Annotated in this window: 22 protein-coding genes; 9 read left to right on the top strand and 13 right to left on the bottom strand. The window is 69.4% G+C overall.

Features of this window, described 5'->3' with window-relative positions:
• Position 1: 1 nt before the first annotated feature.
• Complete coding sequence (locus AC6CR5_RS02565; protein ID WP_498085251.1) at positions 2–1,357, top strand: dihydrolipoamide acetyltransferase family protein; 1,356 nt, start codon at positions 2–4, stop codon at positions 1,355–1,357.
• A 2-nt stretch (positions 1,358–1,359) separates the two neighbouring features.
• Positions 1,360–2,763, top strand: coding sequence for a dihydrolipoyl dehydrogenase (gene lpdA, locus AC6CR5_RS02570; protein WP_020927271.1), 1,404 nt, complete (start codon positions 1,360–1,362; stop codon positions 2,761–2,763).
• A gap of 174 nt (positions 2,764–2,937) precedes the next feature.
• Here lpdA and AC6CR5_RS02575 read toward each other — a convergent pair whose 3' ends face one another.
• Entirely contained in the window at positions 2,938–4,977 is a 2,040-nt protein-coding gene (locus AC6CR5_RS02575; protein WP_498085252.1) for a PEP/pyruvate-binding domain-containing protein, read from the bottom strand.
• A 246-nt stretch (positions 4,978–5,223) separates the two neighbouring features.
• Between AC6CR5_RS02575 and AC6CR5_RS02580 the strand changes: the two genes are divergently transcribed.
• Both AC6CR5_RS02580 and AC6CR5_RS02585 read left to right on the top strand, forming a co-directional pair.
• Complete coding sequence (locus AC6CR5_RS02580) at positions 5,224–5,409, top strand: type II toxin-antitoxin system HicA family toxin (protein ID WP_006386381.1); 186 nt, start codon at positions 5,224–5,226, stop codon at positions 5,407–5,409.
• 75 nt (positions 5,410–5,484) lie between these two features.
• The gene (locus AC6CR5_RS02585; protein WP_006386380.1) at positions 5,485–5,904 is read left to right on the top strand and encodes a type II toxin-antitoxin system HicB family antitoxin; all 420 of its coding nucleotides are present in this window, start codon (positions 5,485–5,487) and stop codon (positions 5,902–5,904) included.
• A gap of 90 nt (positions 5,905–5,994) precedes the next feature.
• Here the strand turns inward: AC6CR5_RS02585 and argH are convergent, their stop codons facing one another.
• Positions 5,995–7,413 carry an argininosuccinate lyase gene (gene argH, locus AC6CR5_RS02590; protein ID WP_006386379.1) on the bottom strand — a complete coding sequence of 473 codons (1,419 nt, stop codon included), beginning with the start codon at positions 7,411–7,413 and terminating at the stop codon, positions 5,995–5,997.
• Positions 7,414–7,625: 212 nt separating this feature from the next.
• Here argH and AC6CR5_RS02595 point away from each other — a divergent pair, with 212 nt between their 5' ends.
• The 3 genes from AC6CR5_RS02595 (at position 7,626) to AC6CR5_RS02605 (ending at position 11,594) form a co-directional block, all read left to right on the top strand.
• The gene (locus AC6CR5_RS02595; protein ID WP_150100299.1) at positions 7,626–8,957 is read left to right on the top strand and encodes a mechanosensitive ion channel family protein; all 1,332 of its coding nucleotides are present in this window, start codon (positions 7,626–7,628) and stop codon (positions 8,955–8,957) included.
• Positions 8,958–9,050: 93 nt separating this feature from the next.
• On the top strand, positions 9,051–11,117 hold the full coding sequence (locus tag AC6CR5_RS02600; RefSeq protein ID WP_498085253.1) for an NAD(+) synthase: 2,067 nt from the start codon (positions 9,051–9,053) through the stop codon (positions 11,115–11,117).
• Between the two features lie 138 nt (positions 11,118–11,255).
• Complete coding sequence (locus AC6CR5_RS02605) at positions 11,256–11,594, top strand: P-II family nitrogen regulator (RefSeq protein WP_006386376.1); 339 nt, start codon at positions 11,256–11,258, stop codon at positions 11,592–11,594.
• A gap of 565 nt (positions 11,595–12,159) precedes the next feature.
• Here the strand turns inward: AC6CR5_RS02605 and gspF are convergent.
• Positions 12,160–13,365 (bottom strand): type II secretion system inner membrane protein GspF, encoded by a 1,206-nt coding sequence (gene gspF / locus AC6CR5_RS02610; protein ID WP_020927277.1) that lies wholly within the window; start codon positions 13,363–13,365, stop codon positions 12,160–12,162.
• 173 nt (positions 13,366–13,538) lie between these two features.
• On the opposite strand from gspF, the gene gspD reads away from it, so the two are divergent.
• Positions 13,539–16,151 carry a type II secretion system secretin GspD gene (gene gspD, locus AC6CR5_RS02615; RefSeq protein WP_054444248.1) on the top strand — a complete coding sequence of 871 codons (2,613 nt, stop codon included), beginning with the start codon at positions 13,539–13,541 and terminating at the stop codon, positions 16,149–16,151.
• Positions 16,148–17,575: a type II secretion system ATPase GspE gene (gene gspE / locus AC6CR5_RS02620; RefSeq protein WP_020927279.1), complete on the top strand. Its 1,428-nt coding sequence runs from the start codon at positions 16,148–16,150 to the stop codon at positions 17,573–17,575. Before gspD ends, gspE begins: the two co-directional genes overlap by 4 nt.
• A gap of 30 nt (positions 17,576–17,605) precedes the next feature.
• On the opposite strand, the gene AC6CR5_RS02625 is transcribed toward gspE, so the two are convergent.
• From AC6CR5_RS02625 to gspG, 10 genes are all read right to left on the bottom strand, one after another.
• Positions 17,606–18,127, bottom strand: a complete 522-nt coding sequence (locus tag AC6CR5_RS02625) for a TlpA disulfide reductase family protein (RefSeq protein ID WP_047992786.1) — start codon at positions 18,125–18,127, stop codon at positions 17,606–17,608.
• Positions 18,127–20,280 carry a TonB-dependent receptor plug domain-containing protein gene (locus tag AC6CR5_RS02630; RefSeq protein WP_200221186.1) on the bottom strand — a complete coding sequence of 718 codons (2,154 nt, stop codon included), beginning with the start codon at positions 20,278–20,280 and terminating at the stop codon, positions 18,127–18,129. The genes AC6CR5_RS02625 and AC6CR5_RS02630 overlap by 1 nt, the downstream gene beginning before the upstream one ends.
• A 445-nt stretch (positions 20,281–20,725) precedes the next feature.
• Entirely contained in the window at positions 20,726–21,481 is a 756-nt protein-coding gene (gene gspN, locus AC6CR5_RS02635; protein ID WP_024068598.1) for a type II secretion system protein N, read from the bottom strand.
• Positions 21,481–22,068 carry a type II secretion system protein M gene (locus tag AC6CR5_RS02640; RefSeq protein WP_047992785.1) on the bottom strand — a complete coding sequence of 196 codons (588 nt, stop codon included), beginning with the start codon at positions 22,066–22,068 and terminating at the stop codon, positions 21,481–21,483. Before AC6CR5_RS02640 ends, gspN begins: the two co-directional genes overlap by 1 nt.
• Positions 22,065–23,057: a type II secretion system protein GspL gene (gene gspL, locus AC6CR5_RS02645; RefSeq protein ID WP_054444251.1), complete on the bottom strand. Its 993-nt coding sequence runs from the start codon at positions 23,055–23,057 to the stop codon at positions 22,065–22,067. Before gspL ends, AC6CR5_RS02640 begins: the two co-directional genes overlap by 4 nt.
• A complete protein-coding gene (gene gspK, locus AC6CR5_RS02650) occupies positions 23,054–23,998 on the bottom strand; it encodes a type II secretion system minor pseudopilin GspK (RefSeq protein WP_047992783.1) in 945 nt (314 codons plus the stop codon). Before gspK ends, gspL begins: the two co-directional genes overlap by 4 nt.
• A complete protein-coding gene (locus AC6CR5_RS02655) occupies positions 23,995–24,609 on the bottom strand; it encodes a type II secretion system protein GspJ (RefSeq protein ID WP_006387452.1) in 615 nt (204 codons plus the stop codon). The genes gspK and AC6CR5_RS02655 overlap by 4 nt, the downstream gene beginning before the upstream one ends.
• Entirely contained in the window at positions 24,606–25,010 is a 405-nt protein-coding gene (gene gspI, locus AC6CR5_RS02660) for a type II secretion system minor pseudopilin GspI (protein WP_047992782.1), read from the bottom strand. Before gspI ends, AC6CR5_RS02655 begins: the two co-directional genes overlap by 4 nt.
• A complete protein-coding gene (gene gspH / locus AC6CR5_RS02665) occupies positions 24,997–25,485 on the bottom strand; it encodes a type II secretion system minor pseudopilin GspH (RefSeq protein ID WP_006387454.1) in 489 nt (162 codons plus the stop codon). The genes gspI and gspH overlap by 14 nt, the downstream gene beginning before the upstream one ends.
• Positions 25,457–25,885, bottom strand: a complete 429-nt coding sequence (gene gspG / locus AC6CR5_RS02670) for a type II secretion system major pseudopilin GspG (RefSeq protein WP_020927290.1) — start codon at positions 25,883–25,885, stop codon at positions 25,457–25,459. Before gspG ends, gspH begins: the two co-directional genes overlap by 29 nt.
• Positions 25,886–25,908 lie beyond the last annotated feature (23 nt).

A 25,908-nucleotide genomic window follows, 5' to 3' on the forward strand; every position in this document is an offset into this window, starting at 1 on the left:
GATGGGTATTCATGTCATCAAGATGCCCGACATCGGCGAAGGCATTGCCGAGGTCGAACTGGTGGGCTGGCACGTCAAGGTGGGCGACACCGTCGCCGAGGACCAGCCGCTGGCCGACGTCATGACGGACAAGGCCACGGTCGAGATTCCGTCGCCCGTGGTCGGCCGCGTGGTCGCGCTGGGCGGGGAAGTCGGCCAGGTGATGGCCGTGGGCGGCGAACTGATCCGCCTGGAAGTGGAAGGCGAGGGTAACGTCAAGGGCGAGGCGGCGGCGCAGAAACCGCAGGCCGCGCCCGCGCCGGCGGCAAGCGCGCCGGCCGCCGCACCGGCGCCGGCCAAGGCCGACAAGGCCCCGGCCGGCGGCGTTGCCGGCCAGATCGCCGCGTCGCTGCAACCTGCCGCCGCCGCGCCGCAAGCGCCATCCGCGCCGGCCAGCCGTCCGGCCGCCGCGCGCCAGTCGCCCGCCGCGGCCCGCCAACCCGGCGAGAAGCCGCTGGCCTCGCCGGCGGTGCGCAAGCGCGCCTGGGACCTGGGCATCGAGCTGCGCTACGTGCACGGCAGCGGCCCGGCCGGCCGCGTCATGCACGAGGACCTGGACGCCTATCTGCAAGGGCAGGGCGCGGTCACGACCGCGCGCGGCCCGGCGTACGCCGAGCGCAACGACGAAGAGCAGGTGCCGGTGATCGGCCTGCGCCGCAAGATCGCGCAGAAGATGGCCGAGTCCAAGCGCCGCATTCCGCATTTCAGCTACGTGGAGGAAATCGACGTCACCGAGCTCGAGGACCTGCGCGCCAGCCTGAACGCGAAGTTCGGCGAGTCGCGCGGCAAGCTGACGCTGCTGCCGCTGCTGGCGCGCGCCATGGTGATCGCCCTGCGCGACTTCCCGCAGATCAACGCCCGCTATGACGACGAGGCCGGCCAGGTGACGCGCTATGGCGCGGTGCACATCGGCATCGCCACGCAGAGCGACGGCGGCCTGATGGTGCCGGTGATGCGCCACGCCGAAACCCGCGACCTGTGGTCGATGGCGGCCGAGATCGGCCGGCTGGCGCAGGCGGTGCGCGCCGGCAGCGCCGGACGCGACGAGCTGTCCGGCTCGACCATCACCATCACCAGCCTGGGGCCGCTGGGCGGCATCGTCACCACGCCGGTCATCAACCATCCCGAGGTCGGCATCGTGGGCGTGAACCGCATCGTCGAGCGCCCCGCCTTCCGCAATGGCGCCGTGGTGGCGCGCAAGCTGATGAACCTGTCGTCCTCGTTCGACCACCGCGTGGTCGACGGCATGGACGCGGCCCGCTTCATCCAGGCCGTGCGCGCGCTGCTGGAACAACCCGCGCTGCTTTTCGTGGAGTAAGCATGAGCCAGACTACCAAGACGACAACCCTGCTGGTGATCGGCGGCGGGCCTGGCGGCTACGTGGCCGCGATCCGCGCCGGGCAACTGGGCGTGCCCACCATCCTGGTCGAGGGCGACCGGCTGGGCGGCACCTGCCTGAACATCGGCTGCATTCCGTCCAAGGCGTTGATCCACGCTGCCGAGGAATTCGACAAGGCGCGGCACTACGCCGGCCAGTCGGCGCTGGGCATCTCGGTGTCGGCGCCCGCCATCGACATTGGCCGCACGGTGGCCTGGAAGGACGGCATCGTCGGCAAGCTGACCGGCGGCGTCGGCGCGCTGCTCAAGAAGAACGGCGTGCAGGTGGTGCAGGGCTGGGCCAGCCTGCTGGACGGCAAGACCGTCGAGGTCGAGAGCGCCGACGGCAGCCGCCAGCGCATCCAGTGCGAGCACCTGCTGCTGGCGGCCGGGTCCGAACCGACGCCGCTGCCTTCGGTGCCGTTCGGCGGCATGGTGGTGTCCTCGACCGAGGCGCTGTCGCCAGCCGACATCCCGAAGAAGCTGGTGGTGGTGGGCGGCGGCTATATCGGCCTGGAGCTGGGCACGGTGTACCGCAAGCTGGGCGCCGAGGTGGCCGTGGTCGAGGCGCAGGACCGCATCCTGCCGACCTATGACGCCGAGCTGACCAAGCCCGTGGCCGCCGCGCTGGCCAGGCTGGGCGTCGAGCTGCACCTGGGCCGCAAGGTGCTGGGGCTGAATGGCGCCGGCACGGCGGTGCGGATCCAGGACGCCAGCGGCGCCGAGACCGCGCTGCCCGCCGACCGGGTGCTGATCGCCGTCGGCCGGCGTCCGCGCACGCAGGGCTGGGGCCTGGAAAACCTGCAACTGGACCGCAAGGGCAACGCGCTGCGCATCGACGACCAGTGCCGCACCTCCATGCGCGACGTCTGGGCCATCGGCGACATCGCCGGCGAACCGATGCTGGCGCACCGCGCCATGGCGCAGGGCGAGATGGTGGCCGAGCTGGTGGCGGGCAAGCGCCGCCACTTCCAGCCGGCCGCGATCCCGGCCGTGTGCTTCACCGATCCCGAAGTCGTGGTGGCCGGCCTGTCGCCGGCCGAGGCCGAGGCGGCCGGGCTGGACTGCCTGGCGGCGTCGTTCCCGTTCGCCGCCAATGGCCGCGCCATGACGCTGGAATCCACCGACGGGTTCGTGCGGGTGGTGGCGCGCCGCGACAACCACCTGATCGTGGGTTGGCAGGCGGTGGGGCGCGGGGTGTCGGAACTGTCGACGGCGTTCGGCCAGTCGCTCGAAATGGGCGCGACGCTGGAGGACGTGGCGGGCACGATCCACGCCCATCCGACCCTGGGCGAAGCGGTGCAGGAAGCCGCGCTCAAGGCGCTGGGGCACGCGCTGCACATCTAGAAGCTGTCGTGGTGTATCCGAAGCCGTGGTGGTGGGCATCCTGCCCGCCGCCGCGGCTTTTTCCTGTGTGGGCCCGTTTGCCGGACGGCATGGGTTGCCCGTGATGCGCGCAGGACACGCGGCGCGGCACGCGCGTTCAAGGCAACAGGCCTTGAACGCCCGCGTTCGTGCTCGCTAGCGGCGCGCGTCGATGTAGGGCCGCGCCTGCAAGATGATGATCCTGTCGCCGACCACCGCCCATTCGATGTCCTGGTCGACCTGGCCCAGGCGCTGCTTGACCTGCCGGCCCACGGCCGCCAGCCGCGCGACCAGCGCGTCGTTCAGCACCTGGCGCGCGTCCGGCGCGATCGGCACTTCGCGCACGCCGCCGCCGGCGTCCGCCACCAACTGCGTGTCCTCGGCCGAGCGGCTCAGCACCTGCACCGCCTTGGACCAGCTCGAATACATCACCTGCTCGGCCTGACGCTTGCCTTCCACCACCTTGATGCCCAGGCCGCGCTTGGCCGAGATGTAGGTCACGTAGCGGCGGCTGGCGTCGAACGGATCGCGCGTGATCATGACGCCGGAGCTGTCGGACGGCGCCGCCAATTGCACCAGCACGGCCATCACCACCGCGTCCTGGGGAATGCCGGCTGCGCGCCGCGCCTCGTAGGCGTCGAAGTTGTAGACCGAGGCCCATACCGTCTGCACCGCCTTGGCCAAGGCGTCGGGCTGGGTGACGTTGGGCACGGTGGTGTACAGGCCGGCGCCGCTGAAGCCGGGCAGGTCCTCGGAATTGGAGGAACTGCGCACGAACACGCCCGCGCCCTTCAGGCGCGATTGCCACAGCGCGCGCCAGGATTCGGCCTGTGCCGGGTCGACGGCGGCTTGCATGATGTCCTGGCGCAGGGCGGTCAGTTCCTTGCGCCGCACCTCGGCGTCGGCGATGAAGTCCGGGCGCTGTTCCAGCGCGGCCACCCGTTGCGCCACATTCAGCCGCTTAATGAAGGCGGCGTACTGGGCGAACGGGATGCAGAAGCCGTCGGGCACGCTGGCGGCCGGCGGCAATGCGGACCGGAGCGCGCCCAGGTTGGCGGCCTTGACGCCGCAATGGCGGCTGTCGCGCACGGCCAGGGCATCGAGCGGCTTGAGCGCCTGCACGCTCAGGTCGGGCTTGGGCAGTTGCGCGCGCGGCTTGGGCGGCGTGGCCGGCGGTTGGCTGGCGGGCTTGTCGCTGGGCCGCACCTGGTAGTCGTTGCCGCTGACGGTCAAGGTGACCCATTGGCCGTCGTACTGGCGCAGCGCGGTGGTGGCGTCGCGCACGTAGGCGTTGGGAATGCCCCAGCCCTTGGCCAGCAGGTTGACGTGCGACAGCAGCGTGGATGGCCGCTGCGTGATCAGGCCGGCCACGGGCGGGATGGCGATCGGCACCTCGTCCAGCACCACGATGTCGTCGCGCTGGAGGTCGGGCGTGGCCTCGATCGAGGCGACGATGCGCAGCCGGCCCTGCGCGCTGCCGGGATTCAGCGGCAGGAAGGCCTGTTCGCGCAGCAGGGCTTCCTGGGTCACGAAGGTCAGGCCGGCCGTGGTGGCGGCCTGTTCGTGCAGGGTCGAGTTGGTCTTGAAGCGGACCGGGGCGTAAAAGCTCTTGGCGACCACCTCGTCGGCCAGCTTCAACAGCTCGGGGGTGAGGCGGTCGCCTTCCCAGAATTCATAGGTATATCCCGGCAGGTCACGCTGCCAGCTGAGGGTGCCGAACAGCAGGCGGCGGTTGGGGTCCTTGTACTGCGCGATCAGCACGGCCTTGTCCTTGCCGGGCAGCAGGCGCCGCTCGCGCGCGAAGGTCTCGTGCAGGCCGTAGCGCGGCGTGTCCAGGTAATGGATGCGATTGCCGCGCTGGCGGTCGATCACGAACAGTACGTGCGGGATTTCCAGCGGCGTGCCGGCGTTGTAGACCCGGGCCAGCTGGCGGAACGCGGCTTCGTTTTCGACCCGGGCCATGAAGGCCGGGCCGCCGCGTCGCGCATCCTCGGCCTTGCGCGCCGCGATCTCCTCGGGGGTAAGCGGCCGGGGGGGCTTGAGGGGTTCGATGACGTTGTTTTCGTACGGCGACGGCTTGCGCGCCGTCTGCGCCTGGGCGGCGGGGAGGGCGGCAAGCGCCAGCAGGCAGGCGGCCGTCAGGATGGCTGGACGGGACAGGGGCGACGGAAACCAGGACGCGCGCAGGGCTGGCATGGGGCAGGGGCTGAGGGGAAAAGCGCCCATCATAGCGAACCCGTCCCCGCCGCTCGTGCGAGATCGGAAACGAGGAATGACACGCCGTGACAGGTAATTTGTTCCGCTAAACGGCGCCCAATCTTCTTGGATGCCTTGCCAGGGGATACGCTCCGACAGTCCGTCATGGCAACATCTGGCGGAGACAACATTTATGTTTTCTTAGACAACTTTATTGCTTAAGCTTGTCTGCACGACGCGCGGGCCATGAAATACAGCGAATTCAAAAAATGGCTTGAGCGGCAAGGAGCGGTTTTTGTTGCGCATCGTTCCGGAAGCAGCCATTTTCGGGTCACGTTGAACGGCGCCACGACGATCTTTCCGTACCATGGCTCCAAGGAAATGGGTAAACACCTTGAACATGAAATCAAGAAGCAGCTCGGATTGAAATAATGACGGATTCAATGCGATCGACGCTCACGCCCTGTGCTCTGCACTTTTCCCCAGTTCGGTAACCGGGAGGCTTACATGCTGACCTATCCGTTCACCCTGACGCTTGATTCCAATCGCACCTGGCTCGTTCGATTTCCAGATATTCCGGAAGCGTTGACGGTTGGTGACGACGAGCAAGAGGCCGCGATCAACGCCAGGGAAGCGCTTGAGGCTGCGCTGGAAATCTACTTTGACGCGCGCCGCCCCATTCCGCTGCCGTCGCCCGTATCGGCGGGGCAGGCGTCGGTGACCTTGCCGGCACTGATCACCAGCAAGGTGTTCCTGTCCAACGAGATGATCCAGCAAGGTGTGCGCAAGGCGGAGTTGGCTCGCCGCATGGGCGTGCACATGCCGCAAGTGGATCGTCTGCTGGATGTGCGGCACGCATCCCGGATCGAGCAGGTCGAGTCGGCGTTGGAGCAGCTTGGGCGGCGCCTGGAGGTGTCGCTGGCCTGATTGCGTTCGTCACGCGAGCGTATCCACCCATGAAAAACGGCCCCGGAAATCCGGGGCCGCTTGTTTACCCGCCAGGGAATCGCCGGCGTGTTACGCCGCCGTCTCCTGCAGCACGCGGCGGGCTTCCTCGGCCACGCGCTCGGGGGCGGTGCCGCCCACGTGCTTGCGCGCGGCCACCGAGCCTTCCAGCGTCAGCACCTGGTGCACGTCGTCGCCGATGGTCGGGTGATAGGCCTTGAGCTCATCCAGCGACAGGTCGGCCAGGTCGCAGCCGCGCTGTTCGCAGTCGCGCACGGCGTGGGCCACCACTTCGTGGGCGTCGCGGAACGGCACGCCGCGCTTGACCAGGTAGTCGGCCAGGTCGGTGGCGGTGGCGAAGCCCTGCAGCGCGGCGGCGCGCATGTTGTCGGCCTTGACCTTGATGCCGGCGGCCATGTCGGCGAAGATCGTCAGCGTGTCGCGCACGGTGTCGACGGTGTCGAACAGGCCTTCCTTGTCTTCCTGGTTGTCCTTGTTGTAGGCCAGGGGCTGGCCCTTCATCAGGGTCAGCAGGGCGACCAGGTTGCCGTTGACGCGGCCGGTCTTGCCACGCGCCAGTTCAGGCACGTCGGGGTTCTTCTTCTGCGGCATGATCGAGCTGCCGGTGCAGAAGCGGTCGGCCAGGTCGATGAAGCCGACGCGCGGGCTCATCCACAGCACCAGTTCTTCGGACAGGCGCGAGACGTGCGTCATGATGAGCGCGCCGGCGGCGCAGAACTCGATGGCGAAGTCGCGGTCGGAGACGGCGTCGAGCGAATTGCGGCAGACGCCGTCAAAGCCCAGGGTCTTGGCGACGCGTTCGCGGTCGATCGGGAACGAGGTGCCGGCCAGGGCGGCGGCGCCCAGCGGCAGGCGGTTGACGCGGCGGCGGCAGTCGGCCAGGCGCTCGGCGTCGCGGCCGAACATCTCGGCGTAGGCCAGCAGGTGGTGGCCGAACGTGACGGGCTGGGCCACCTGCAGGTGGGTGAAGCCCGGCATGATGGTGGCGGCGTTGTCCAGCGCCACCGTGGCCAGCGCGTGGCGCAGCTGGCGCAGCAGGTCGATCAGGGTGTCGATTTCGCCGCGCAGCCACAGGCGGATGTCGGTGGCCACCTGGTCGTTGCGCGAACGGCCGGTGTGCAGGCGCTTGCCGGCATCGCCGACCAGCTCGACCAGGCGCTTCTCGATGTTCAGGTGCACGTCTTCGAGGTCGAGCAGCCACTGGAAGCTGCCGGCGTCGATTTCCGACAGGATCTGGGTCATGCCGCGCTGGATGTCGGCCAGGTCCTGGGCGCCGATGATGCCCTGGGCCGCCAGCATGTCGGCGTGCGCCAGCGAACCCTGGATGTCGACGCGCGCCAGGCGCTTATCGAAGTCCACGGACGCCGTGTAGCGTTTGACGAGTTCGGAAACCGGTTCCGAGAACCGGGCGGACCAGGCCTGCGCCTTGTTGGCGAACTGGTTTTGATCGGGGGAGGGAGTGTTTGCCATGATGGCGGGGATTATAGGGCCTGCCCCGGGCGCCTGACGAATCCGGTGCGAGGCAGGGACGCCCCGCTGTTGCGGCTGGAAACTCGCGGCGGCGCGAGTTGTCGGATAATTCAGGGTCATATCCGGCGGTCTACGGCGTTTTTTCATCGCCGAGCCGCCTCAAGATGAAAACGTCCCCCCGTCACCCGAAAGAGAGCACACGACCTATGCCCATGGAATGGGAACAGCTGGCCACCGAACTCGATACCTATATGCCGCACCAGCCGTGGGCGCAGACGCTGGTCGGCATCGGCGTGCTGATCCTGACGGCGTTGTTCGTCCAGTGGGTGGTCGCGCGGGTGGTGCTGCTGCTGGCGCACCGGCTGCTGGTGGTCAGCGGCCACGAGGACTGGGACAAGGCGCTGCAGCGCCGTCGCGCCTATCAGAACCTGTGGTACGCGGTGCCATTCGCGGTGGTGTCGGTGGGCATCGAACTGGTGCCGCACGTCGAGAAGGCCGCCACGCTGGTCGGGCGGCTGGCCCACGCCGGCGCCTGGATCTGCGTGTTCGTGGCGTTTTCCGGGGTGCTGAGCGCCTGGCAGGACACCTATTCGGCCACCACCCGGGCGCAGACCCGCTCGATCAAGGGCTATATCCAGATCAGCAAGCTGATCCTGATGGCGGTATGCACCGTGTTGGTGCTTTCCATCCTGATCGACCGCTCGCCGCTGTGGATGATCTCCGGCCTGGGCGCGCTGTCGGCGGTGCTGCTGCTGGTGTTCAAGGACACGCTGCTGTCGCTGGTGGCCAGCACCCAGCTCACCAGCAACGACATGCTGCGCATCGGCGACTGGATCGAGATGCCGCAGTCCAACGCCGACGGCTTCGTCAAGGACATCGCCCTGCATACGGTCAAGGTGCAGAACTGGGACAACACCGTCACCACGGTGCCGACCTACAAGCTGTTCTCGGAAAGCTACCGCAACTACCGCCACATGTTCGAATCGGGCGGCCGGCGCATCAAGCGCACCCTGCGCATCGACGCCAGCAGCGTGCGCTTTCTGACCGACGACGAGGCCCAGCGGCTGATGCGCTTCCGGCTGCTGCACGACTACCTGCGGGTCAAGACGCAGGACATTGCCCAGGCCAACCAGACCATGGGCGAGCTGGCCAGCGTGCCGGCCAACCGCCGCCGCCTGACCAACATCGGCACTTTCCGCGCCTACGGCCTGGCCTACCTGAAGCAGAACCCCGAGGTGCGCCAGGACATGGCGATGATGGTGCGCATGATGGAACCCACCGCCGACGGCATCCCGGTCGAGGTCTATTGCTTCACCGCCGTCACCGCCTGGGTCGAGTACGAGCGCATCCAGGGCGACATCTTCGACCATCTGCTGGCGATCCTGCCGGAACTGGGCCTGCGGCTGTACCAGCAGCCGTCTGGCGCGGACATCGGCGCCATGGGCAACTACCTGCGCGAGGGCGCCGTCCAGGCCGCGATGGCTGCCGAAGGCGCGCATCACCGGGCCGATCCTGAGCGCCTGACGCCGCCGTCCGGCGCATGACGCCGTGAGATAATCGCCCGGTAGGATTCCCAGGGCCTGCAGCAGGCCCGTTTCGTGCAGTTCCGTATCAAGGCGCCCCAGGCGATGGATCCGATGTCGAACCCGTTTTTCAACCTGTATTCCCATGGCTTCGCCCGGGTCGCCGTGGGCGTGCCCGAGTGCAAGGTCGCGGACCCGGCCTTCAATGCCGCGCAGACCATCGCGCTGGCGCAGCAGGCGGCCCAGGGCGGCGCCGTGCTGGTGGCGTTCCCCGAACTGGGCCTGTCGGCCTATACCTGCGACGACCTGTTCCACCAGAAGGCCCTCCTGGACGCCTGCGAGGCGGCGCTGGACCAGGTGGCGCGGGCCACGGCCGAGCTGGATATCGCCGTCATCGTCGGCGCGCCGCTGCGGGTGGCGCACCAGCTGTACAACTGCGCCGTGGTCATTGCCGGCGGCCGCATCCTGGGCGTGGTGCCCAAGAGTTTCCTGCCCAACTACAGCGAATTCTACGAAGCGCGCCAGTTCAGCGCGGCCGATTGCGCCGTCGCCACCGAGATCCGCCTGCTGGACCAGACGGTGCCGTTCGGCCCCGAGCTGCTGTTCCAGATGGAGAAGCTGCCGCTGTTCCAGTTCCACGTCGAGATCTGCGAAGACGTCTGGGTGCCGATCCCGCCGTCCTCGTTCGCGGCGCTGGCCGGCGCCACGGTGCTGGTGAACCTGTCGGCCTCGAACATCGTGGTCGGCAAGTCTGCCTACCGCCACCAGTTGGTGGCGCAGCAGTCGGCGCGCTGCCTGGCGGCCTACATGTACACCTCGGCCGGCCGCGGCGAGTCGTCCACCGACCTGGCCTGGGACGGCCAGGCGCTGATCTACGAAAACGGCGAGCTGCTGGGCGAGTCCGAGCGCTTCCTGAACGAGTCGCACCTGCTGTTTGCCGACGTCGACCTGGAGCGCCTGTCGCGCGAGCGCATGCACCAGACCACCTTCGGCCAGTCGGCGCGGCGCCACCGCGATGAAGTGCGCAAGTTCCGCCAGGTGCTGGTGCCGGTCGCGGCGCCGCTGGAGGACGCCGAGCTGCCGCTGGAGCGGCGCGTGGCGCGCTTTCCGTACGTGCCGGCCGACCCCCGGCGCCGCGACGAGCGCTGCAAGGAGGTCTACAACATCCAGGTGCAGGCGCTGGCGCAGCGGCTCTCGGCCAGCGGCATGTCCAAGGTGGTCATCGGCATCTCGGGTGGGCTGGATTCGACCCACGCGCTGCTGGTCTGCGCCCAGGCCATGGACACGCTGGGACTGCCGCGCGCCAACATCCTGGCCGTGACCATGCCGGGTTTCGCCACCAGTACGCGCACCCTGCAGCAGGCGCGCCAGTTGATGGCGGTGGTGGGCTGCACGGCCTCCGAGGTCGACATCCGCCCCAGCTGCCTGCAGATGCTCAAGGACCTCGGCCATCCCTATGCCGACGGCCAGCCGGTGTACGACATCACGTTCGAGAACGTGCAGGCCGGCGAGCGCACCAACCATCTGTTCCGCATCGCCAATTTCAACAGCGCCATCGTCATCGGCACGGGCGACCTGAGCGAGCTGGCGCTGGGCTGGTGCACCTATGGCGTGGGCGACCACATGTCCCATTACAGCGTCAACGCCAGCGTGCCCAAGACGCTGATCACGCACCTGGTGCGCTGGGTGGCCGAATCCGGCCGCCTGGGCGAGGCGGGCGCGGCGGTGCTGCTGGACGTGCTGGGCACGGATGTCAGCCCCGAACTGGTGCCGGGCGGCGACGACGGCAAGCCGACCCAGAAGAGCGAAGACACGATCGGGCCCTACGAGCTGCAGGATTTCAACCTGTACTACACGCTGCGCTACGGTTTCGCGCCGACCAAGGTGGCGTTCCTGGCGCTGGCGGCCTGGCGCGACCGCGATGCCGGCGCCTGGCCGGAAGGCGGCCACGTGGCGCGCAACCAGTACGACCTGGCGGCCATCAAGCGCAACCTGAAGATCTTCCTGGACCGGTTCTTCCGTCTCAGCCAGTTCAAGCGCACTTGCGTGCCGAACGCGCCCAAGGTGGGCTCGGGCGGGTCGCTGTCGCCGCGTGGCGACTGGCGCGCGCCGAGCGATTCCGAGTCGGTGGTGTGGATGCGCGACGCCGACCGGATTCCCGACCAGACGCCGCCGGCCTGACCGGTCTGCGGGTTTTCCCGGCAGGCCAGGCGCCGGGCTTGGCGGGCCGGGCGCCGGTGGTATTCTCTCAATCATCGTGCCCTGGTCCGATATGTACCCCGGGGCGCCGCAACAGATCGAACAATCAGGACGACCAACGTGAAACAAGTCACCGCCATCATCAAACCCTTCAAGCTCGACGAAGTCCGCGAAGCGCTGGCCGAGGTCGGCGTCAGCGGGCTGACCGTGACCGAAGTGAAGGGGTTCGGGCGCCAGAAGGGGCATACCGAGCTTTACCGCGGGGCGGAATACGTGGTGGATTTCCTGCCGAAGATCCGCGTCGAGGTGGTGCTGCCGGATGACCAGGTCGAGGCAGCGATCGAGGCGGTGGTGAAGGCGGCCCGTACCGGCAAGATCGGCGATGGCAAGATCTTCGTGACGCCGGTGGAACAGGCCATCCGGATTCGGACGGGGGAGAGCGACGAAGAGGCGCTTTGAATTTGCGCTGGATTCGGTTTTGGGTTGACTGTCGGGGGGATCGTTATGGTCTCCCCGAAGTTTTTTTGGCAGGTGTTGTGTTCTTGGGCCGCCCGGCGCGCTGACGCGACGGGTGCGGGCGCCAACGATTGCGGTCCGGAGCGTTCGCTCCGGACTGCCCCTTCGTCATCTTCGTTGTCGCCTGCGGCGACTGCCTTCAGATTCCCTCGGGCGCATCGACGGCGCCCGCACCCGTCACGCCAGCGCGCCGGGCTCGCACCTTTGAGAAATGAAGCGCTGCTGCGGCGGCTGCCTGCGGAGGACTTGCGGGGCCCGCCCGAGACGGCCGCGCGGGCGGCCGCCTCGGGCATACGCGGTGGCAGGCGTCGACCGGTGTCGCTTCGCGCTGGGGTAGAGAGGGGGAGTGGCTGCGGCTTTGACTGGCGGCGTCTTTGATGCGCGTTTTGCCTGATGGTTTGCGTGTTGTTCGTCGTGAATGTTTAGCGGTTGGTCGCCGCCCCTGTTGGCGTCCGTCATCGACTCTCCGAGGCCCGCGGGTGGACGCGGGCCTTTTCCTTTTGTGCGTCTAGCGGATCAGTTGATTCATTTCCAGGATCGGCATCATCACGGCCAGCACGATCAGCAGGACGAAGCCGCCCATCAGCAGGATGAGAGCGGGTTCGAGCAGGGCGGTCATGGCCATGGCGCGGCGTTCGAGGTCGCGGGACAGGTTCTGGGCGCCGCGGTCCAGCAATTCGGGGAGCTGGCCGGTCTTTTCGCCGCTGGCGATGAGGTGGATGAGGAGCGAGGGGAAGGCTTTTTGCGCGGCCAGCGAGGCCGATAGCGAGGCGCCTTCGCGCACGCGGGCCGCGGCTTCGTCGACGGCGCCGCGCAGGACGTCGTTGCCGAGGGTGCGGCGGGCGGCTTCGAGGGCGGTGAGCAGGGCGACGCCGCTGCCGCAGAGGATGGCCAGGGTCGAGGCGAAGCGGGCGGCGTTGACGCCGAGCACGAAGCGGCCGGCCAGGGGCAGGCGCAGGACGCGGGCGTGCCAGGCGCGGCGGGCGGCGGGCACGCGCAGGGAGTAACGCCACAGCACGATGGCCAGCGCGATGACGGCGCCGGTGGCCAGGCCCCATTCGCGCACGTAGTCGGACAGCGCCAGCATGATGCGGGTCAGCAGCGGCAGCTGCTGCTTGGCGTGGTTGAAGGCGGACACCACCTGCGGCACCACGTAGCCCAGCAGGAAGACCACGATGATGACGGAGACGCAGGCGACCACGGCGGGGTAGATGAACGCCGTCATGACTTTGCTGCGCAGCGTATTGCGTTCCTCGATGTAGTCGGCCAGTTTTTCCATGACCTGCGCCAGGTCGCCGGATTCCTCGCCGGCGCCGATCAGGGCGCGGTAGATCTCGGGGAAGTCGCGCGGACGCGAGGCCAGCGCGGTGGACAGGCGATGGCCGGCGCGCACATCGTCGCGCACGCCTTCGAGCGTGGCGGCGATGTGTTTCTTCTCGGCCTGTTCGAGCGTGGCGCCGAGCGCGGCGTCCAGCGGCAGGCGGGCGGCGAGCAGGCTGGCGAGCTGGCGCGTGAGCCAGGCCAGGTCGGCGTCGGACAGGCGCGTGCGCAGGGCGGCGCCCAGGCCTTCGGCGCGCGCGGCGGGAGAGGTCGACAGGGGCAGCAGGCCGCGGCCGCGCAGCTGGTTGCGGGCGCCGCGCTCGCTGTCGGCGTCGATCGTGCCGTGCACGATTTTGCCGAGCGCGTCAGTCGCTTCGTAACGAAAGGATGGCATGGTGGGAGGTGGTTCGGGCTCCGCGCCGATCGGCGCAAAGGCCCGTAAATCAAGGCTTTGCAGCCCGTCACCTTGCCTTTGGATTATGACCGTAGTGTTGCAGTGTCACCCCGTATACTCCGACGCGCTTTCACGTTTTTTCACACGACTTCACGTCTCAGGCACATCCCGTCATGCGTCATATCGCGCAACTCAGCCTAGCGGTTTTGCTCGCGGCAAGCCAACTCGGACCCGCGGCCAACCAGGCCCATGCTCAACAGGCGGACAATCGCGTCAGCCTGAACTTCGTCGACACGGACATCCCCGCCGTGCTGCGTGCGCTGTCGTTGTTCACCAAGCGCAATTTCCTGGTGGATCCGCGCGTGAAGGGCAAGCTCACGCTGGTGTCCGACCGGCCGGTCGATAGCGGCCAGGCGCTGTCGATGCTTACCGGCGCGCTGCGGCTGCAGGGCTTTGCGATCGTCGAGGTGGACGGCGTGACGCGGGTGGTGCCGGAGGCCGATGCCAAGCTGCAGGGCAGCGCGGTGGTGGGCGATCCGCGCCCGGCGGCCACCCCGGCCGGCGCGGCCAAGGGGCCGGTGCCGGTGGCGGCGTTCGCGCGTGGCGCATCGGGCAACAGCGGCGAGATGCTGACGCGCGTATTCCCGCTGAAGTACGAGAACGCGGCCAACCTGGTGCCGGTGCTGCGCCCGATGGTGCCGCCCAACAACCCGATCAATGCGTATCCGGGCAACAACACGCTGGTGGTGACCGACTACGCCGACAACCTGGACCGCATCGCGGCGGTGATCGCCCGTATCGATGTGCCCAGTTCGATCGACACCGATGTGGTGCCGATCCGTTCGGGCATCGCGTCCGACATCGCCATCCTGGCCTCGCAGCTGCTGGATACGCAGAGCAGCGATCCGACGCAGCGCATCGCGGTGGTGGCGGACCCGCGCAGCAACAGCGTCCTGATCCGCGCGGGCAGCCCGGCGCGCACCCGGCTGGCGCGGGACCTGATCATGAAGCTGGACGCGCAGCAGAACCGCGCGGGCAACCTGCACGTGGTCTACATGCGCAACGCGCAGGCCACCCGCATCGCCGAAGTCTTGGGCGGCTTGCTGGCTGGCCAGGCCAATTCGGCGCCGGGAGCCAATCCCTCGGGCGGCGCTGGCGGCGGTCCCGGCCAGGCCGGCGGCAACCGGTCGCCCCAGGGTTCCGGCGGCAATACCGGCACCGGCCTGGGCATGTCCAGCTCGACGAATGCGTCCGGCAACGCCAAGGGCGGCCTGTCGGGCGACCAGGAGCGCATCGCGCGCGACGATTCCGGCAACCAGGCGGTGTCGTATTCCGCGGGCGGCGCCACCATCCAGGCCGATCCGGCCACCAACTCGCTGATCATTGCCGCGCCGGAGCCGCTGTACCGCAGCCTGCGCGAAGTGATCGACCAGCTCGACCAGCGCCGCGCGCAGGTGCTGGTGGAAAGCCTGATCGTCGAGGTCAGCGAGCAGGCGGCGGCCGAATTCGGCATCCAGTGGATGACCGGCGCCGGCAACATCAACAGTGGCGGCACCAGCTTCATCGGCGGCACCAACCTGGGCGGCAGCGGCCTGACGGGCACCGGCCCCACCTCGATCGACGCGCTCGGCAGCGGCCTGAGCCTGGGCGTGGTCAAGGGCACGGTGGACGTGCTGGGCAACAAGGTCATCAACCTGGGGGTGCTGGCGCGCGCGATGCAGAACACCGGCGAGGCCAACATCCTGTCCACGCCGAACCTGCTGACGCTGGACAACCAGTCCGCCAGCATCCTGGTGGGCAAGACGGTGCCGTTCGTGACCGGCCAGTACGTCACCAACGGCGGCAACAACAACAACCCGTTCCAGACCATCCAGCGCGAGGACGTCGGCCTGAAGCTGAACATCCGGCCGCAGATCTCCGAGGGCGGCGCGGTCAAGCTCGACATCTACCAGGAAGTCAGCAGCATCGACGAGAGCCGTTCGTCGGCCACCACGGGCATCGTCACCAACAAGCGCGCCATCGATACCAGCGTGCTGATCGATGACGGCCAGATCATCGTGCTGGGCGGCCTGCTCGAAGACAACGTGACGCTGACCTCCAACAACGTGCCGGGCCTGAGCTCGATTCCGGTGCTGGGTTCGCTGTTCAAGTACGACAGCCGCAAGCGCACCAAGACCAACCTGATGGTGTTCCTGCGTCCCTACGTGGTGCGCGACGCGCGCCAGAGCGCCAGCGTGACGATGGACCGCTACGACTACATGCGCCGCGCCCAGGGCGGCGCGCAGCCGGGCAATCATTGGCTGCTGCCCAACATGCAGGCGCCGATGCTGCCGCCGCCGGGCTCGGCGCCGTCGGTGTCCAACAACGTCTATGACATGCGGCCCGAGCAACTGGCCGAAACGATGCGGCGGCCGCCGCCCACCACGGTCGAGTCGTTCGCGGTGCGCCAGTATCCGGCGGCGCCCCAGACCAGCGATCCGTCGCTGCCGATCCGCGCCAACCTGCCGCTGGGCGTGAGCGTGGCGCGCGATCCCGCCTCGCTCTACGGCGAAGCCGACACCACCAGCGCGACCCTGCAGTTCGCCTCGGTCAAGACCCGCGGCGAAGCCGATCGCATTGCCCAGCGCGTCCAGGCCAGCGGCCTGCAGGCCTATGTGCAGACCGGTCCAGGCGGCATGGGCTATGTGGTGCGCAGCCAGGTGTCCAAGGACCCCGGCACCATCTCCACGGCCACCGCGCTGCTGCGCGAGCTGGGCTTCAAGGGCGAGCTGGTGTCGCACCTATGAGCGCGCATCCCTTGCCGTACGCGTGGGCGCGGGCGCAGCGGGCGGTGCTGTCGCTGCGCGCCGGCCATGCGCAACTGACCGTGAGCCCGCGCACGCCGGAATGGGCGGTGCGCGAGATCCGGCGCTGCCACGGCGACATCGCCGTGGCGCAGGTGGACGACGAGGCGCTTGAGACATTGCTGGCGGCGGCCTACAGCCACGCCGAGGACGCCGCCTCGGTGATGGGCGTGGCCGAAAACGAGATCGACCTGGACCGCCTGCTGCAGGACATGCCGGAGGTGGCCGACCTGCTGGACGCGCAGGACGACGCGCCGGTGATCCGCATGATCAACGCGCTGTTCGCCCAGGCCGCGCGCGATGGCGCCAGCGATATCCACATCGAACCGTTCGAGACCCATTCGGTGGTGCGCTACCGCGTCGACGGCACGCTGCGCGACGTGGTGTCGCCGCGCAAGGCGCTGCATGCGGCGTTGATTTCGCGCATCAAGATCATGGCGCACCTGGACATCGCCGAAAAGCGCCTGCCGCAGGATGGCCGCATCGCGTTGCGGGTGGGCGGCCGTCCGATCGACGTGCGCGTGTCGACCCTGCCGACCGGTCATGGCGAACGGGCGGTGCTGCGCCTGCTGGACAAGGAGGCCGGCCGGCTGCAGCTGGAAAAGCTGGGCATGGCGCCGGGCGTGCTGCGCCAGCTCGATCGCCTGATCCGCCAGCCGCACGGCATCGTGCTGGTGACCGGACCCACCGGCAGCGGCAAGACCACCACGCTGTATGCGGCGTTGAGCCGGCTGGACGCCGCCACCACCAATATCCTGACCGTCGAGGATCCCATCGAGTACGACCTGGCTGGCATCAGCCAGACGCAGGTCAACGCCAAGATCGACATGAGTTTCGCGCTGGCGCTACGCGCGATCCTGCGGCAGGACCCGGACGTCATCATGATCGGTGAAATCCGCGACCTCGAAACCGCGCAGATCGCGGTGCAGGCCTCGCTCACCGGCCACCTGGTGCTGGCCACGTTGCATACCAATGACGCGGTGTCGGCGGTGACGCGCCTGACCGACATGGGGGTGGAGCCGTTCCTGCTGTCGTCCTCGCTGCTCGGCGTGCTGGCGCAGCGGCTGGTGCGCAAGCTGTGCCCCGCCTGCAAGAAGCCGGCGACGCAGGATGGCGCGCGGGTGTTCCAGCCGGTGGGCTGCGAGGCCTGCAATCACACCGGCTACGCGGGTCGTTCCGGCATCCACGAATTGTTCACGGTCGACGACGAGGCGCGCCGCTTGATCCACGAAGGCAGCGACGAGCGCGAACTGCGCCGCGCCGCCAGCGCCGCCGGCATGCTCAGCATGCGCGAGGACGGCGCGCGCTGGGTGGAAAGCGGCGAGACTTCGCCCGAGGAAATCCTGCGCGTGACCCGCGACGCGTAGCCGCGCGCGGCGGAGCGTGATCGCGCGCGCTCAGGGCGTCGCTTTGGCCGGCGCCTGCGCGTCCGCGCAGGCGCCGGCGATGCGCCGCAGGTCCGTGGCTGACAGTGCGCCCAGCTGTCCGTCGCAGACGCGGGCCGCCCGGGTCGCCACGGTGAAGGGTAGGGCGCCGACGCGGTTGCCGGCGCTGCGCATCAGGGCCGCGACATTGCCGCCGGGGCGCAGCACCGGCAGCGTGATCGCATGGGCGCGGACGAATTCGGTGGCGGCGGCCGGGGTATCGGTGCTGACCAGCAACACCGTCCACGTGGGATGGGCGTCGGCGAATGCTTGCAGGCGCGGCAACTCGGTGACGCAGGGCGGGCAGTCTCGGCTCCAGAAATTCACCAGGACCGGGCCTTGCTGGTCCGACAGCCGCACGAAGCGGCCGCCGTCCAGCGCCGGCAGCGAGAAGTCCCAGGCCAGGCCCGCCTGCGGGCGGCCGGCCGGCTGGGCGCCCGCCAGGATGGGCGGGGCGCACAGCGCCAGGCATGGCCACAGCAGCAATCGACGCATCAGAAGCTCAGCTTGGTGCCGGCGTACAGGTAGCGCCCGCGGCTCGGCCCCCACAGCTGGGTCACGTCGAAGCCGCCGTCGCCATTGACGAAAAGCGGGCTTTCCTTGTCCGACTGCTTGTAGTCGAACACGTTGTCGACCCCGGCGTAGACCGTGAAATGCTTGTTGATGGCGTACTCGCCGCGCACATCGAGGGTGAAGAAACCCGGGCTCTTGTCCCGCTTGGGCGTGCCGTCGAGGTTGTAGCGATCCTGCTGGCCCGAGCCGTCGTCGTGGAACTTGCGCAGGTTCATCGGGCCAGTCCAGACCAGCTTGGCGTTCAGGTCGAGATCGCCGCGGTCGTAGTCCAGGCCAAGATAGGCCTTGGCGTTGGGACGGGCGAAGATCAGCGTGCCCGCGGGGAATCTGTAGTTGAAGCCCTCGGCAGCGGCCATGACCGTCAGCGCCGGCGTGACCAGGTAGGACAGCGTCACATCGACACCCTGCACGATGACAGGCTGCCCGGCGCTGCCGAACACCGTGATCGGCTTGCCGTCGGCGTCGGTCTGGCCGGGATCGAGCGTCGCGAAATTCTTGATGTGGTTGTAGTTGTACGACCCGGTCACGGCCAGCCGGTCGTCGGCGTAGTTCAGCGCATAGCTGGCGTTGAGCGATTCTTCGGGCTTGCTGATCTGGCGATCGATGCGGATCGTGTTGAGGATGCCATGTTCCTGCTCGAAGAAGCTGGTGGGCGCGCGGAACCCCTTGCCGACGCTGAAGCGGCTGGAGAGCCGCTCGGTGTGGTGCCAGAGCGCGTTCAGGCGCGGCGAGGTGATGCTGCCGAAGACGTTGTGGTGGTCGTAGCGCACCGAGCCATTGATTTCAAGCGCGTCATCGAACAGGGAGCGATAGGCTTGCAGGAACAGCGCCGGGGTCCGGTAGGTGTAGTCGTCGACGCCGCGTACCGGCGTGCCGTCTTCCATGCTGCCGTGGCTTCTCAAATCTTCGTAGCGGAAGTTGGTGCCCAGGGTGGTCAACCAGCCCGCGATGGGCGTCTGCCAGCTGGCCTCGGCGTAGTACTGCTTCTGGCGGGCGACGTAGGTGGCCAGTTCGTAGAAGCTGTCCTGCTTGTGCTCGGCCGCGCCCACGGCCAGCCGCAGCAGGCTGTCGCCGAAGCGTTTTTCGCCGGTGGAGATGAACTGCACGCGGTCGGTGAAGATGATCTCGGACATGCCGCCGCGGCCGTCGTCGTAGGCCATGACGCTGCCGTCCGCCGGATTGACCCAGCCGTCGCGGTCGGGCGAGCCGTGCACGCCGCCGCGCCAGTCGAAGGGATTGCCCGTGGTGCTGTGCTTGATGGCGGAGTAGTCCGTGCCGAGCGCGCCGCCGCCGCGTTTTTCGTTGACCACGTCGAGCCGGCCGCGCACCTTGAAGCCGCCGGCGTCGTCCAGGAAGAAGCCGATGCCGCCCAGCCGGCGGTCGTAGCCGGTGTATTCGGAGATGCCGTTGTGGTCGGCGTCGACGGAATCGTGTTTGTTGTAGTTGAGCGTGGCGGTGATGGCGCCGCCTTCGAACGGCCGCGCCAGGTAGGCGTCGCCCTGGCGCGAGCCGTAGCTGCCGATCTGCGCGCGGGCGCGGTTCTCGGCCTCGGTGGGGCGCTTGGTGACGATGTTGACCGAGCCGGACAGCGCCTCGGGCGCGATCAGGCTGGCGCCGGCGCCGCGCGCCACGTCGATGCGTTCGACGCCATAGACGCTGACACTGTCCAGTCCGTAGGCCGAGGACACCGAGGAGAAGATCGGCACGCCGTCGATCATCAGCGTGGTGTAGCGGCCCGGCAGGTTGTTGAGCAGGATGTTGCGTACGTTGCAGATCGAGCATTCGACCTGGACGGCGATGCCGGGATTCTTGTCGAGCGCTTCGTTGACGTTGGTGGCGCCTGCCTTGGCGATGGCGCGTTCGCTGATGGATTCGGTCTTGACCAGTTCGTCGCGCAATGCGCCGGGGCGCATCGAGCCCTGGTTGGAGCGGTCAATGACGGTGATCGGGGCCAGTGTGGGGGCAGGGACGCCAGCGGTTCCAACATTCTGCGCCTGGGCGGTCCAGGCGGTGGTCAGGGACGCCGCCAGCACGGCGAGGCGCAGCGGCGTACGGGGGGCAAAGACGGAAGGCATGGCGCAGGGCATCTGATGGGCAGGTTCCAGGAGCGACGCGCCAGGCGCCACGGGCGACGAGCCCGGGCCATGGCGCGTCAGTTGATACAGGAACCGGCCGTTGCGAGACCGCGCGCCGCGGCGCCGGGCGAAAGAGGGGCGTAGCGGATGTCGGCGGGAGAGGCGGGGGAATGTGGCATGGCGCGAGCGAAGCAACACGGTGAAGGTAAAAACAATTCAAAACGTTATGTTTTATGAATTTTTGCGTCAATCGCGAGCCGGTCCGAGATTAGGGTGTGGCCGCGGGATGGCCGCGCGGGCCGGCTGCGTGCCGGCAGGCGGGGCGTGGCGCGGACTGCGCGAGGGGCCGTGGCGGGAGCGCGCGACGGCACGTGAATCGGTCTGGTATTGGGCGCGACGTGGCCGGCGCGCAACGCGGCGGCCGGCGTCCGGGGCTATCCCGGCGCTATTTGCCGGTGCCGAAGACCACCGTGTCGTCGCTGCGCCGCCCCAGCGCGGACATGAGGCCGTCGAGCGCGCCGCGTTCGGCCTCGGTGGCGCCGGCGGCAAAGGTGGCCTGGCCCTGGAAGCGCACGCCACGGGCGTTGAGGCTGCCCTGGCCGGTGACCGCCAGCGGGCCGCTGTCGGTGCTGAGCGCCAGCGTGGCGCCGGCGCGGCCGTCGCCGCGCACCCGCAGCACATAGGTGCCCACGGGCGCCACCGGCGACAGGGCGGTGGCCGCATCGCGCCAGCGCAACTCGGCCAGGGGCGCTTGCGGCAGGGCGGCGCCCAGGCGCAATGCCTGCCAGCTGATTTCCAGCGTGCCCTCGGGCGCCAGCGTATTCCAGGGCGCGCCCAATGCCGGCAACACCGTGGCCGGCAGCCGCAGCGATTGCGCCGACACGGCCACGCCGTCCCAGCCCAGGCCGGCGCGTAGTGGCCCCTGCAGCCACGGATGCGACAGCTCCAGCGTCAGCGACGACCAGCGCCATTGCCAATGCAGCGGTTGCGGCAGCATGCGGCGCGCGCCGGGCGGACCCAGCGCGATCCAGGCGGCGCCGTTCCAGAGGGTGCCGGCGGCATCCGCCAGGACCAGCGGGGCATCGTCCGGCTGCAGGGCCAGCAGCCAGCGGGCCGGCAGTACGGCGCTACCGAAAACCAGGGCGCTGGCGGCGCAGGCCAGCGCCAGGCCGGCGCGCTTGGACAGGCGGGGCAGGCGCATCAGGAACGCGCCTGCGGGCCGGGCAAGGCCAGTGTCACGCTGCCGTTCACCAGGCCGGGCAAAGGACGGCCGTTGGCATTGGTGGCGCGCGTCAGGGCTACCGTCTTGACCATCAGGCCCCAGTCGCCGGCGGTGTTTTCCAGCCACCGCAGCAGCGCCGACGACGGGATCTCGGTCACGGCCACGGTGATGCTGTCGCCCGGACCGGGCTCCGCCACTTTCCAATGGTCGGCCGGCAACCCGGCGCGATCCAGGCTGGCGCCGATATCCGCCGCGGTCGGCAGGGTCGCGGCCGGGCCCGTGCGTTTGCCGCGCAGCGTCGCGGCCTGCGTGGTCAGGTCGGCCACCATGGCGGCCTGACCGCGCAGGCGCGGCAGTTCGTCGCGCAGCTTGCGCACCGAATCCAGCGCCGGTTCGATCAGCACCGTGAACACCAGGGCCGCGCCCAGCAGGGCGGCGGCGCCATTGACCAGCAGCCGCTCGCGCGGGGCCAATGCCTGGTAGCGTTGGCGCGCGCGCCGGGCGGCGGGGGCCAGGGGAAGGACGGCGGCGCGCCAGCCGGCGCTCAGGCGTTCGATGGGCTTCATGGTTGCGTGCGCGTGATGCGCCAGGTGTTGTCGGTGTCGCCGCGCTCGAGCTTCAGGCCCTGGGCGGCCGCCTGCTTGACCAAGGCGGGCGTTTCGGCCACGCGCTGCGCCTGGGCGCCGCTGTCGGCCAATTGCAGCGTCAGCGCCTGGTCGGCGTAGCCCAGTTGCGCCACGTTGTCGGCGGCAAACGGCAGGGTCTTGGCGGCGGCCCGCGCCAGCGGCAGGAAATCGCCGGCATGGGCGCCGCCGCGGCGGCTTTGCAGCGCCTCGAGTCCCTGTTGCGCCTGCCGGGCGGGGTCGAGCACCACCGGCACTTCGGGAAAGGCCGCCAGCACTTGCCGGCGCATGCCGTCGCGCAAGGCCTGGGCCTCGCCGCGCAATTGCGCCGCATGCAGGTTCAGTCCGCCGATCCACACCGCCGCGGCGATCGCGCTCCAGCGCCAGGCAGGGCGCCAGCGCGATACGCGCGCAGGCGCCAGTTGCGGCATGGCCAGCGACCAGGATGGCGACGGCGCCAGCCAGCGCGGGTCCGCGGGGTCGCGCAGTGGCGTGGCCTCGTGCGGCGCCAGCGCCTGGGGCGCGACCAGGGCGTGGGCGCGCAGCCCCTGCGCGTGCAGCAGGCTCCAGGCCCGGCGCACGGGCTCGCGCGGGGCCCAGGCCAATGCCACATTGCCATCGGCGCCGCGCGGGCCGTGGCCGATCGCCAGGTCGTCCAGGTCGCTCAACACCAGCGGTTCGAGCGCGCCGAGCACGGCGGCATTCAAGCGCGCCTTGGCGACGGCGGGAAGTTGCACCGTGGTGGCGATCACGTCGCTCGGATGCAGCACGGCTTCACAGGCGGCCTGGGGGTAGGCCTGCCCCAGGGCCTGCAGCGTCAATTCGCCCTGGCGCGCGCAGCGCCCGCGGCGGTCGAACCAGGCGTAGGGCAGCGGCGAGCCGGGACCGAGTTCGGCGAGCGGGGCCAGCGCGATGCGCAAGGAATTTTTCAAGGGTTCTCTCTCGTCCAGATGGTGTCGGGCGCAGTGGGCGGGGCGCTGCGTATCAAGGCCTGCATCGATACCCGGGCCCGTTCGTAGACCACTGCGCCGCTGGCCAGGAACCAGCCGCTGGCGGTGGCGACCGCGGGCGCCGGCGTCTTGACGCCGGTGGCGGCGAGCCGGTTGGCGAAATCGCCGCTGTTGTTGAACCAGTTGCCGCGGTCCCGTTCGCCAGCCAGGGCGCGCGCCTGGCTGAGCGACAGGCCCGGCACCAGCGCGGCGATGACTTCGGGCGGCGCCGTATTGACGTTGACGCTGGTGGCGACCGGCAGCACCGTCATGGTGCGTCGCAGTTCGCCGCGCACTGCCGGCTCGAGGCCCAGCAGGGCGGCGACGTCGTCGATGCCGCGCGGTTGCGGCGCGCGCGCGTCCGGCGTCTGGCCGCCCTGGGCCGGCGTGGGCGCGCCGGCGGTTGGCGCCGGCGGCTGGCTGGCGGCGATGATGTCGATGATGCGGCCGGCGAGCGTATCGGGCAGGCCCATCACGCCCAGCAGGCGCCGCAGCACCTTTTCCTGCTCGGGCTGGGGCGCGCCGTGGCTGGCCAGGTTGCCGAGGTTGTACTTGCCCTGTTCATCCTCCACCTTGCCGGAGAACACCGCCACGCGATCGTCGCCCGGGCGCTCGATACGGGTGTCCAGCACCGGCGTGGCCCAGATCTGGTCGCCGCGGGTGGTGGATTCGCGCCGGCCATGGTCGCGTATCACCAGGCGCGCCCAGTCGATGCCGCCGGCCAGCAGCATGCGCGCCTGGACGCGCGCCATTTCGTTCTCGATGCGCCGGGTGCTGGCGGTCTGGCGCTGGAACAGGCTGGTGGTCAAGGCGGCGACGATGGCGACGATGATCAGCGCGCTGACCACCGCGGCGCCGCGTTCGCGCGGCAGGGACGGCCTCATGGCAGCTCCAGGATGCGGCTGTAGCGCCGCAGGTCGCCGGCCGGGCCGCGCTCGAGGGTGATCTCGATGCCGGCCGGCGTGGCGGGGAAGGGCGCGCGCGTGTCCAACCAGCCCGTGCCTGTCACCCAGCCGCGCAGCGTCAGCGCGCGCACGCCGGACAGCAGCAGCACGCCCTCGTTGACCGGCGGCAGGGGCCCCTGTTCGGCCGGCACGCCGCTGGCGCGCCACAGGCCGTCCTGGCGCACCGACCACTGTACCCGTTGCCAGCGGCCGTCGCCGTCCGGGTCGGGGCGCAGGATTTCAAGGATCTGCGTGCCGGCCGCGCCGCGCAGCAGGCGCACGCCGGACGTGAATACCCGCGCGTCGATGCCGGGGGCGGCGAACGAGGGGCCGTTGTAGGCCATCTCCACGTCACGCCCCATCTGGCCGAGCGCGCGGACGATGGCATCGGTGTCGTCGGCCTGCCGCGCGATCCAGTCGCGCGCGCTGGAGACGCTGTCCAGGCCGCGCCAGGCCATCAGGCTGACCAGCGCCATCAGCGCCAGCGCCACCAGCACTTCGATCAGGGTGAAGCCGGCCTGGGCGTGGGAGGCAACGCGGCGAGGTGTCATCGCAGGCTCGACAGGAGGCCGTCCAGCTGTAGCAGGGATGCGCCGTTGGCGCCGTCGCGCACTTTGACGGAGACCTGGCGAAAGCTGCGGTTCAGCGAGTTGGTGAACACCAGTTCGCATTGCAGCGCCAGGCCGCCTTGCGGGCAGGCCACGGTCTGGGAGCCGGCCCGCGGCAGCGTCTGTTCCAGGCGCAGCTGGGTCAGCGCATTCTGCGCCGCCAGCAGCGCCAGGGTCTTGTCCTGCAAGGCGCGGTTGTTGGCCGCCATGACGCCGGTTGCGCGCAGGGCGGCGCCCATCGCCACGGCGATGATGGCCAGCGCCACCAGCACTTCGATCAGGGTGAAGCCGCGTTGGCGGCCGCGCCGGCGCGCGGGAAGGGGCGGCAATTCAGCGGATGTCATAGTGTCCGGCGGCGTCGCGCGTCAGCGTCACATGCGAATCGCCCGCGCGCAGCCGCAGGCTGAATGGATCGGCGACCCATTCGGTGTTGAAGACCAGCGGGCGGTCGGGATCCAGGCGCCACTGCACCTGGCCGGCGCGCCAGGACTGCGGGCGCAGGGCCGCGTCGTGTTCCAGCCGGTCCATGGGCAGGGGCCTGTCGTCCTGCGCGGTCGGCGCATCGGAGCGGCCGGCGCGTTCGAACGACCAGCCGCCGCTGGCCGGCGACCAGCGCAGGGCGCGGCCGTCGCTGCGGGCCTCGCCTTCGGCCACGGTGAAGGCGTCGAGCAGCCGCTGGGCATCGTCGCGCAACGGATCGGCGCCCTTGCCGACGGACAGGCTGACCATGCTGGCGGCGATGGCGACGATCACCAGCACCACCATGACTTCGACTAGCGTGAAACCGCGCTCAGAGTTCCCACGAACCGATGTCGGCATCGCCGCCTTCTCCCCCGGGCTTGTTGTCGGCGCCGAACGAGAACACGTCGATTTCGCCTTTGACGCCGGGGCTCAGGTATTGGTAGGGGTGGCCCCAGGGGTCGTTGGGCAGCTTGTCCAGGTAGCCGCGCCAGTTGGAGGCGCCCTCGGGCTTTTCCACCAGCGCGCGCAGGCCTTGCGCGGTGGTCGGATAGCGGCCGTTGTCCAGTCGGTACAGCTTGAGCGCCTGCATGATGCCGCCGATGTCCTGGCGCGCGGCGACCTGGCGCGCCTGGTCGGGGCGATCGAGCACGCGCGGCACGATCAGGGCGGCAAGAATCCCCATGATCACGATGACCACCATGATCTCGATCAGGGTGAAACCCTGCTGGCGGGCGAGCCCACGCGATGACTGGCGCACTTCACGACTCCGGTATTTCAGTG

The sequence above is a fragment of the Achromobacter sp. EG18 genome, from assembly GCF_059759395.1.

Coding starts and splice junctions, on each gene's coding strand:
- AC6CR5_RS02565 (WP_498085251.1), top strand. CDS start 2: ATGGGTATTCATGTCATCAAGATGCCCGACATCGGCGAAGGCATTGCC.
- lpdA (WP_020927271.1), top strand. CDS start 1,360: ATGAGCCAGACTACCAAGACGACAACCCTGCTGGTGATCGGCGGCGGG.
- AC6CR5_RS02575 (WP_498085252.1), bottom strand. CDS start 4,977: ATGCCAGCCCTGCGCGCGTCCTGGTTTCCGTCGCCCCTGTCCCGTCCA.
- AC6CR5_RS02580 (WP_006386381.1), top strand. CDS start 5,224: ATGAAATACAGCGAATTCAAAAAATGGCTTGAGCGGCAAGGAGCGGTT.
- AC6CR5_RS02585 (WP_006386380.1), top strand. CDS start 5,485: ATGCTGACCTATCCGTTCACCCTGACGCTTGATTCCAATCGCACCTGG.
- argH (WP_006386379.1), bottom strand. CDS start 7,413: ATGGCAAACACTCCCTCCCCCGATCAAAACCAGTTCGCCAACAAGGCG.
- AC6CR5_RS02595 (WP_150100299.1), top strand. CDS start 7,626: ATGGAATGGGAACAGCTGGCCACCGAACTCGATACCTATATGCCGCAC.
- AC6CR5_RS02600 (WP_498085253.1), top strand. CDS start 9,051: ATGTCGAACCCGTTTTTCAACCTGTATTCCCATGGCTTCGCCCGGGTC.
- gspF (WP_020927277.1), bottom strand. CDS start 13,365: ATGCCATCCTTTCGTTACGAAGCGACTGACGCGCTCGGCAAAATCGTG.
- gspD (WP_054444248.1), top strand. CDS start 13,539: ATGCGTCATATCGCGCAACTCAGCCTAGCGGTTTTGCTCGCGGCAAGC.
- gspE (WP_020927279.1), top strand. CDS start 16,148: ATGAGCGCGCATCCCTTGCCGTACGCGTGGGCGCGGGCGCAGCGGGCG.
- AC6CR5_RS02625 (WP_047992786.1), bottom strand. CDS start 18,127: ATGCGTCGATTGCTGCTGTGGCCATGCCTGGCGCTGTGCGCCCCGCCC.
- AC6CR5_RS02630 (WP_200221186.1), bottom strand. CDS start 20,280: ATGCCTTCCGTCTTTGCCCCCCGTACGCCGCTGCGCCTCGCCGTGCTG.
- gspN (WP_024068598.1), bottom strand. CDS start 21,481: ATGCGCCTGCCCCGCCTGTCCAAGCGCGCCGGCCTGGCGCTGGCCTGC.
- AC6CR5_RS02640 (WP_047992785.1), bottom strand. CDS start 22,068: ATGAAGCCCATCGAACGCCTGAGCGCCGGCTGGCGCGCCGCCGTCCTT.
- gspK (WP_047992783.1), bottom strand. CDS start 23,998: ATGAGGCCGTCCCTGCCGCGCGAACGCGGCGCCGCGGTGGTCAGCGCG.
- AC6CR5_RS02655 (WP_006387452.1), bottom strand. CDS start 24,609: ATGACACCTCGCCGCGTTGCCTCCCACGCCCAGGCCGGCTTCACCCTG.
- gspI (WP_047992782.1), bottom strand. CDS start 25,010: ATGACATCCGCTGAATTGCCGCCCCTTCCCGCGCGCCGGCGCGGCCGC.
- gspH (WP_006387454.1), bottom strand. CDS start 25,485: ATGCCGACATCGGTTCGTGGGAACTCTGAGCGCGGTTTCACGCTAGTC.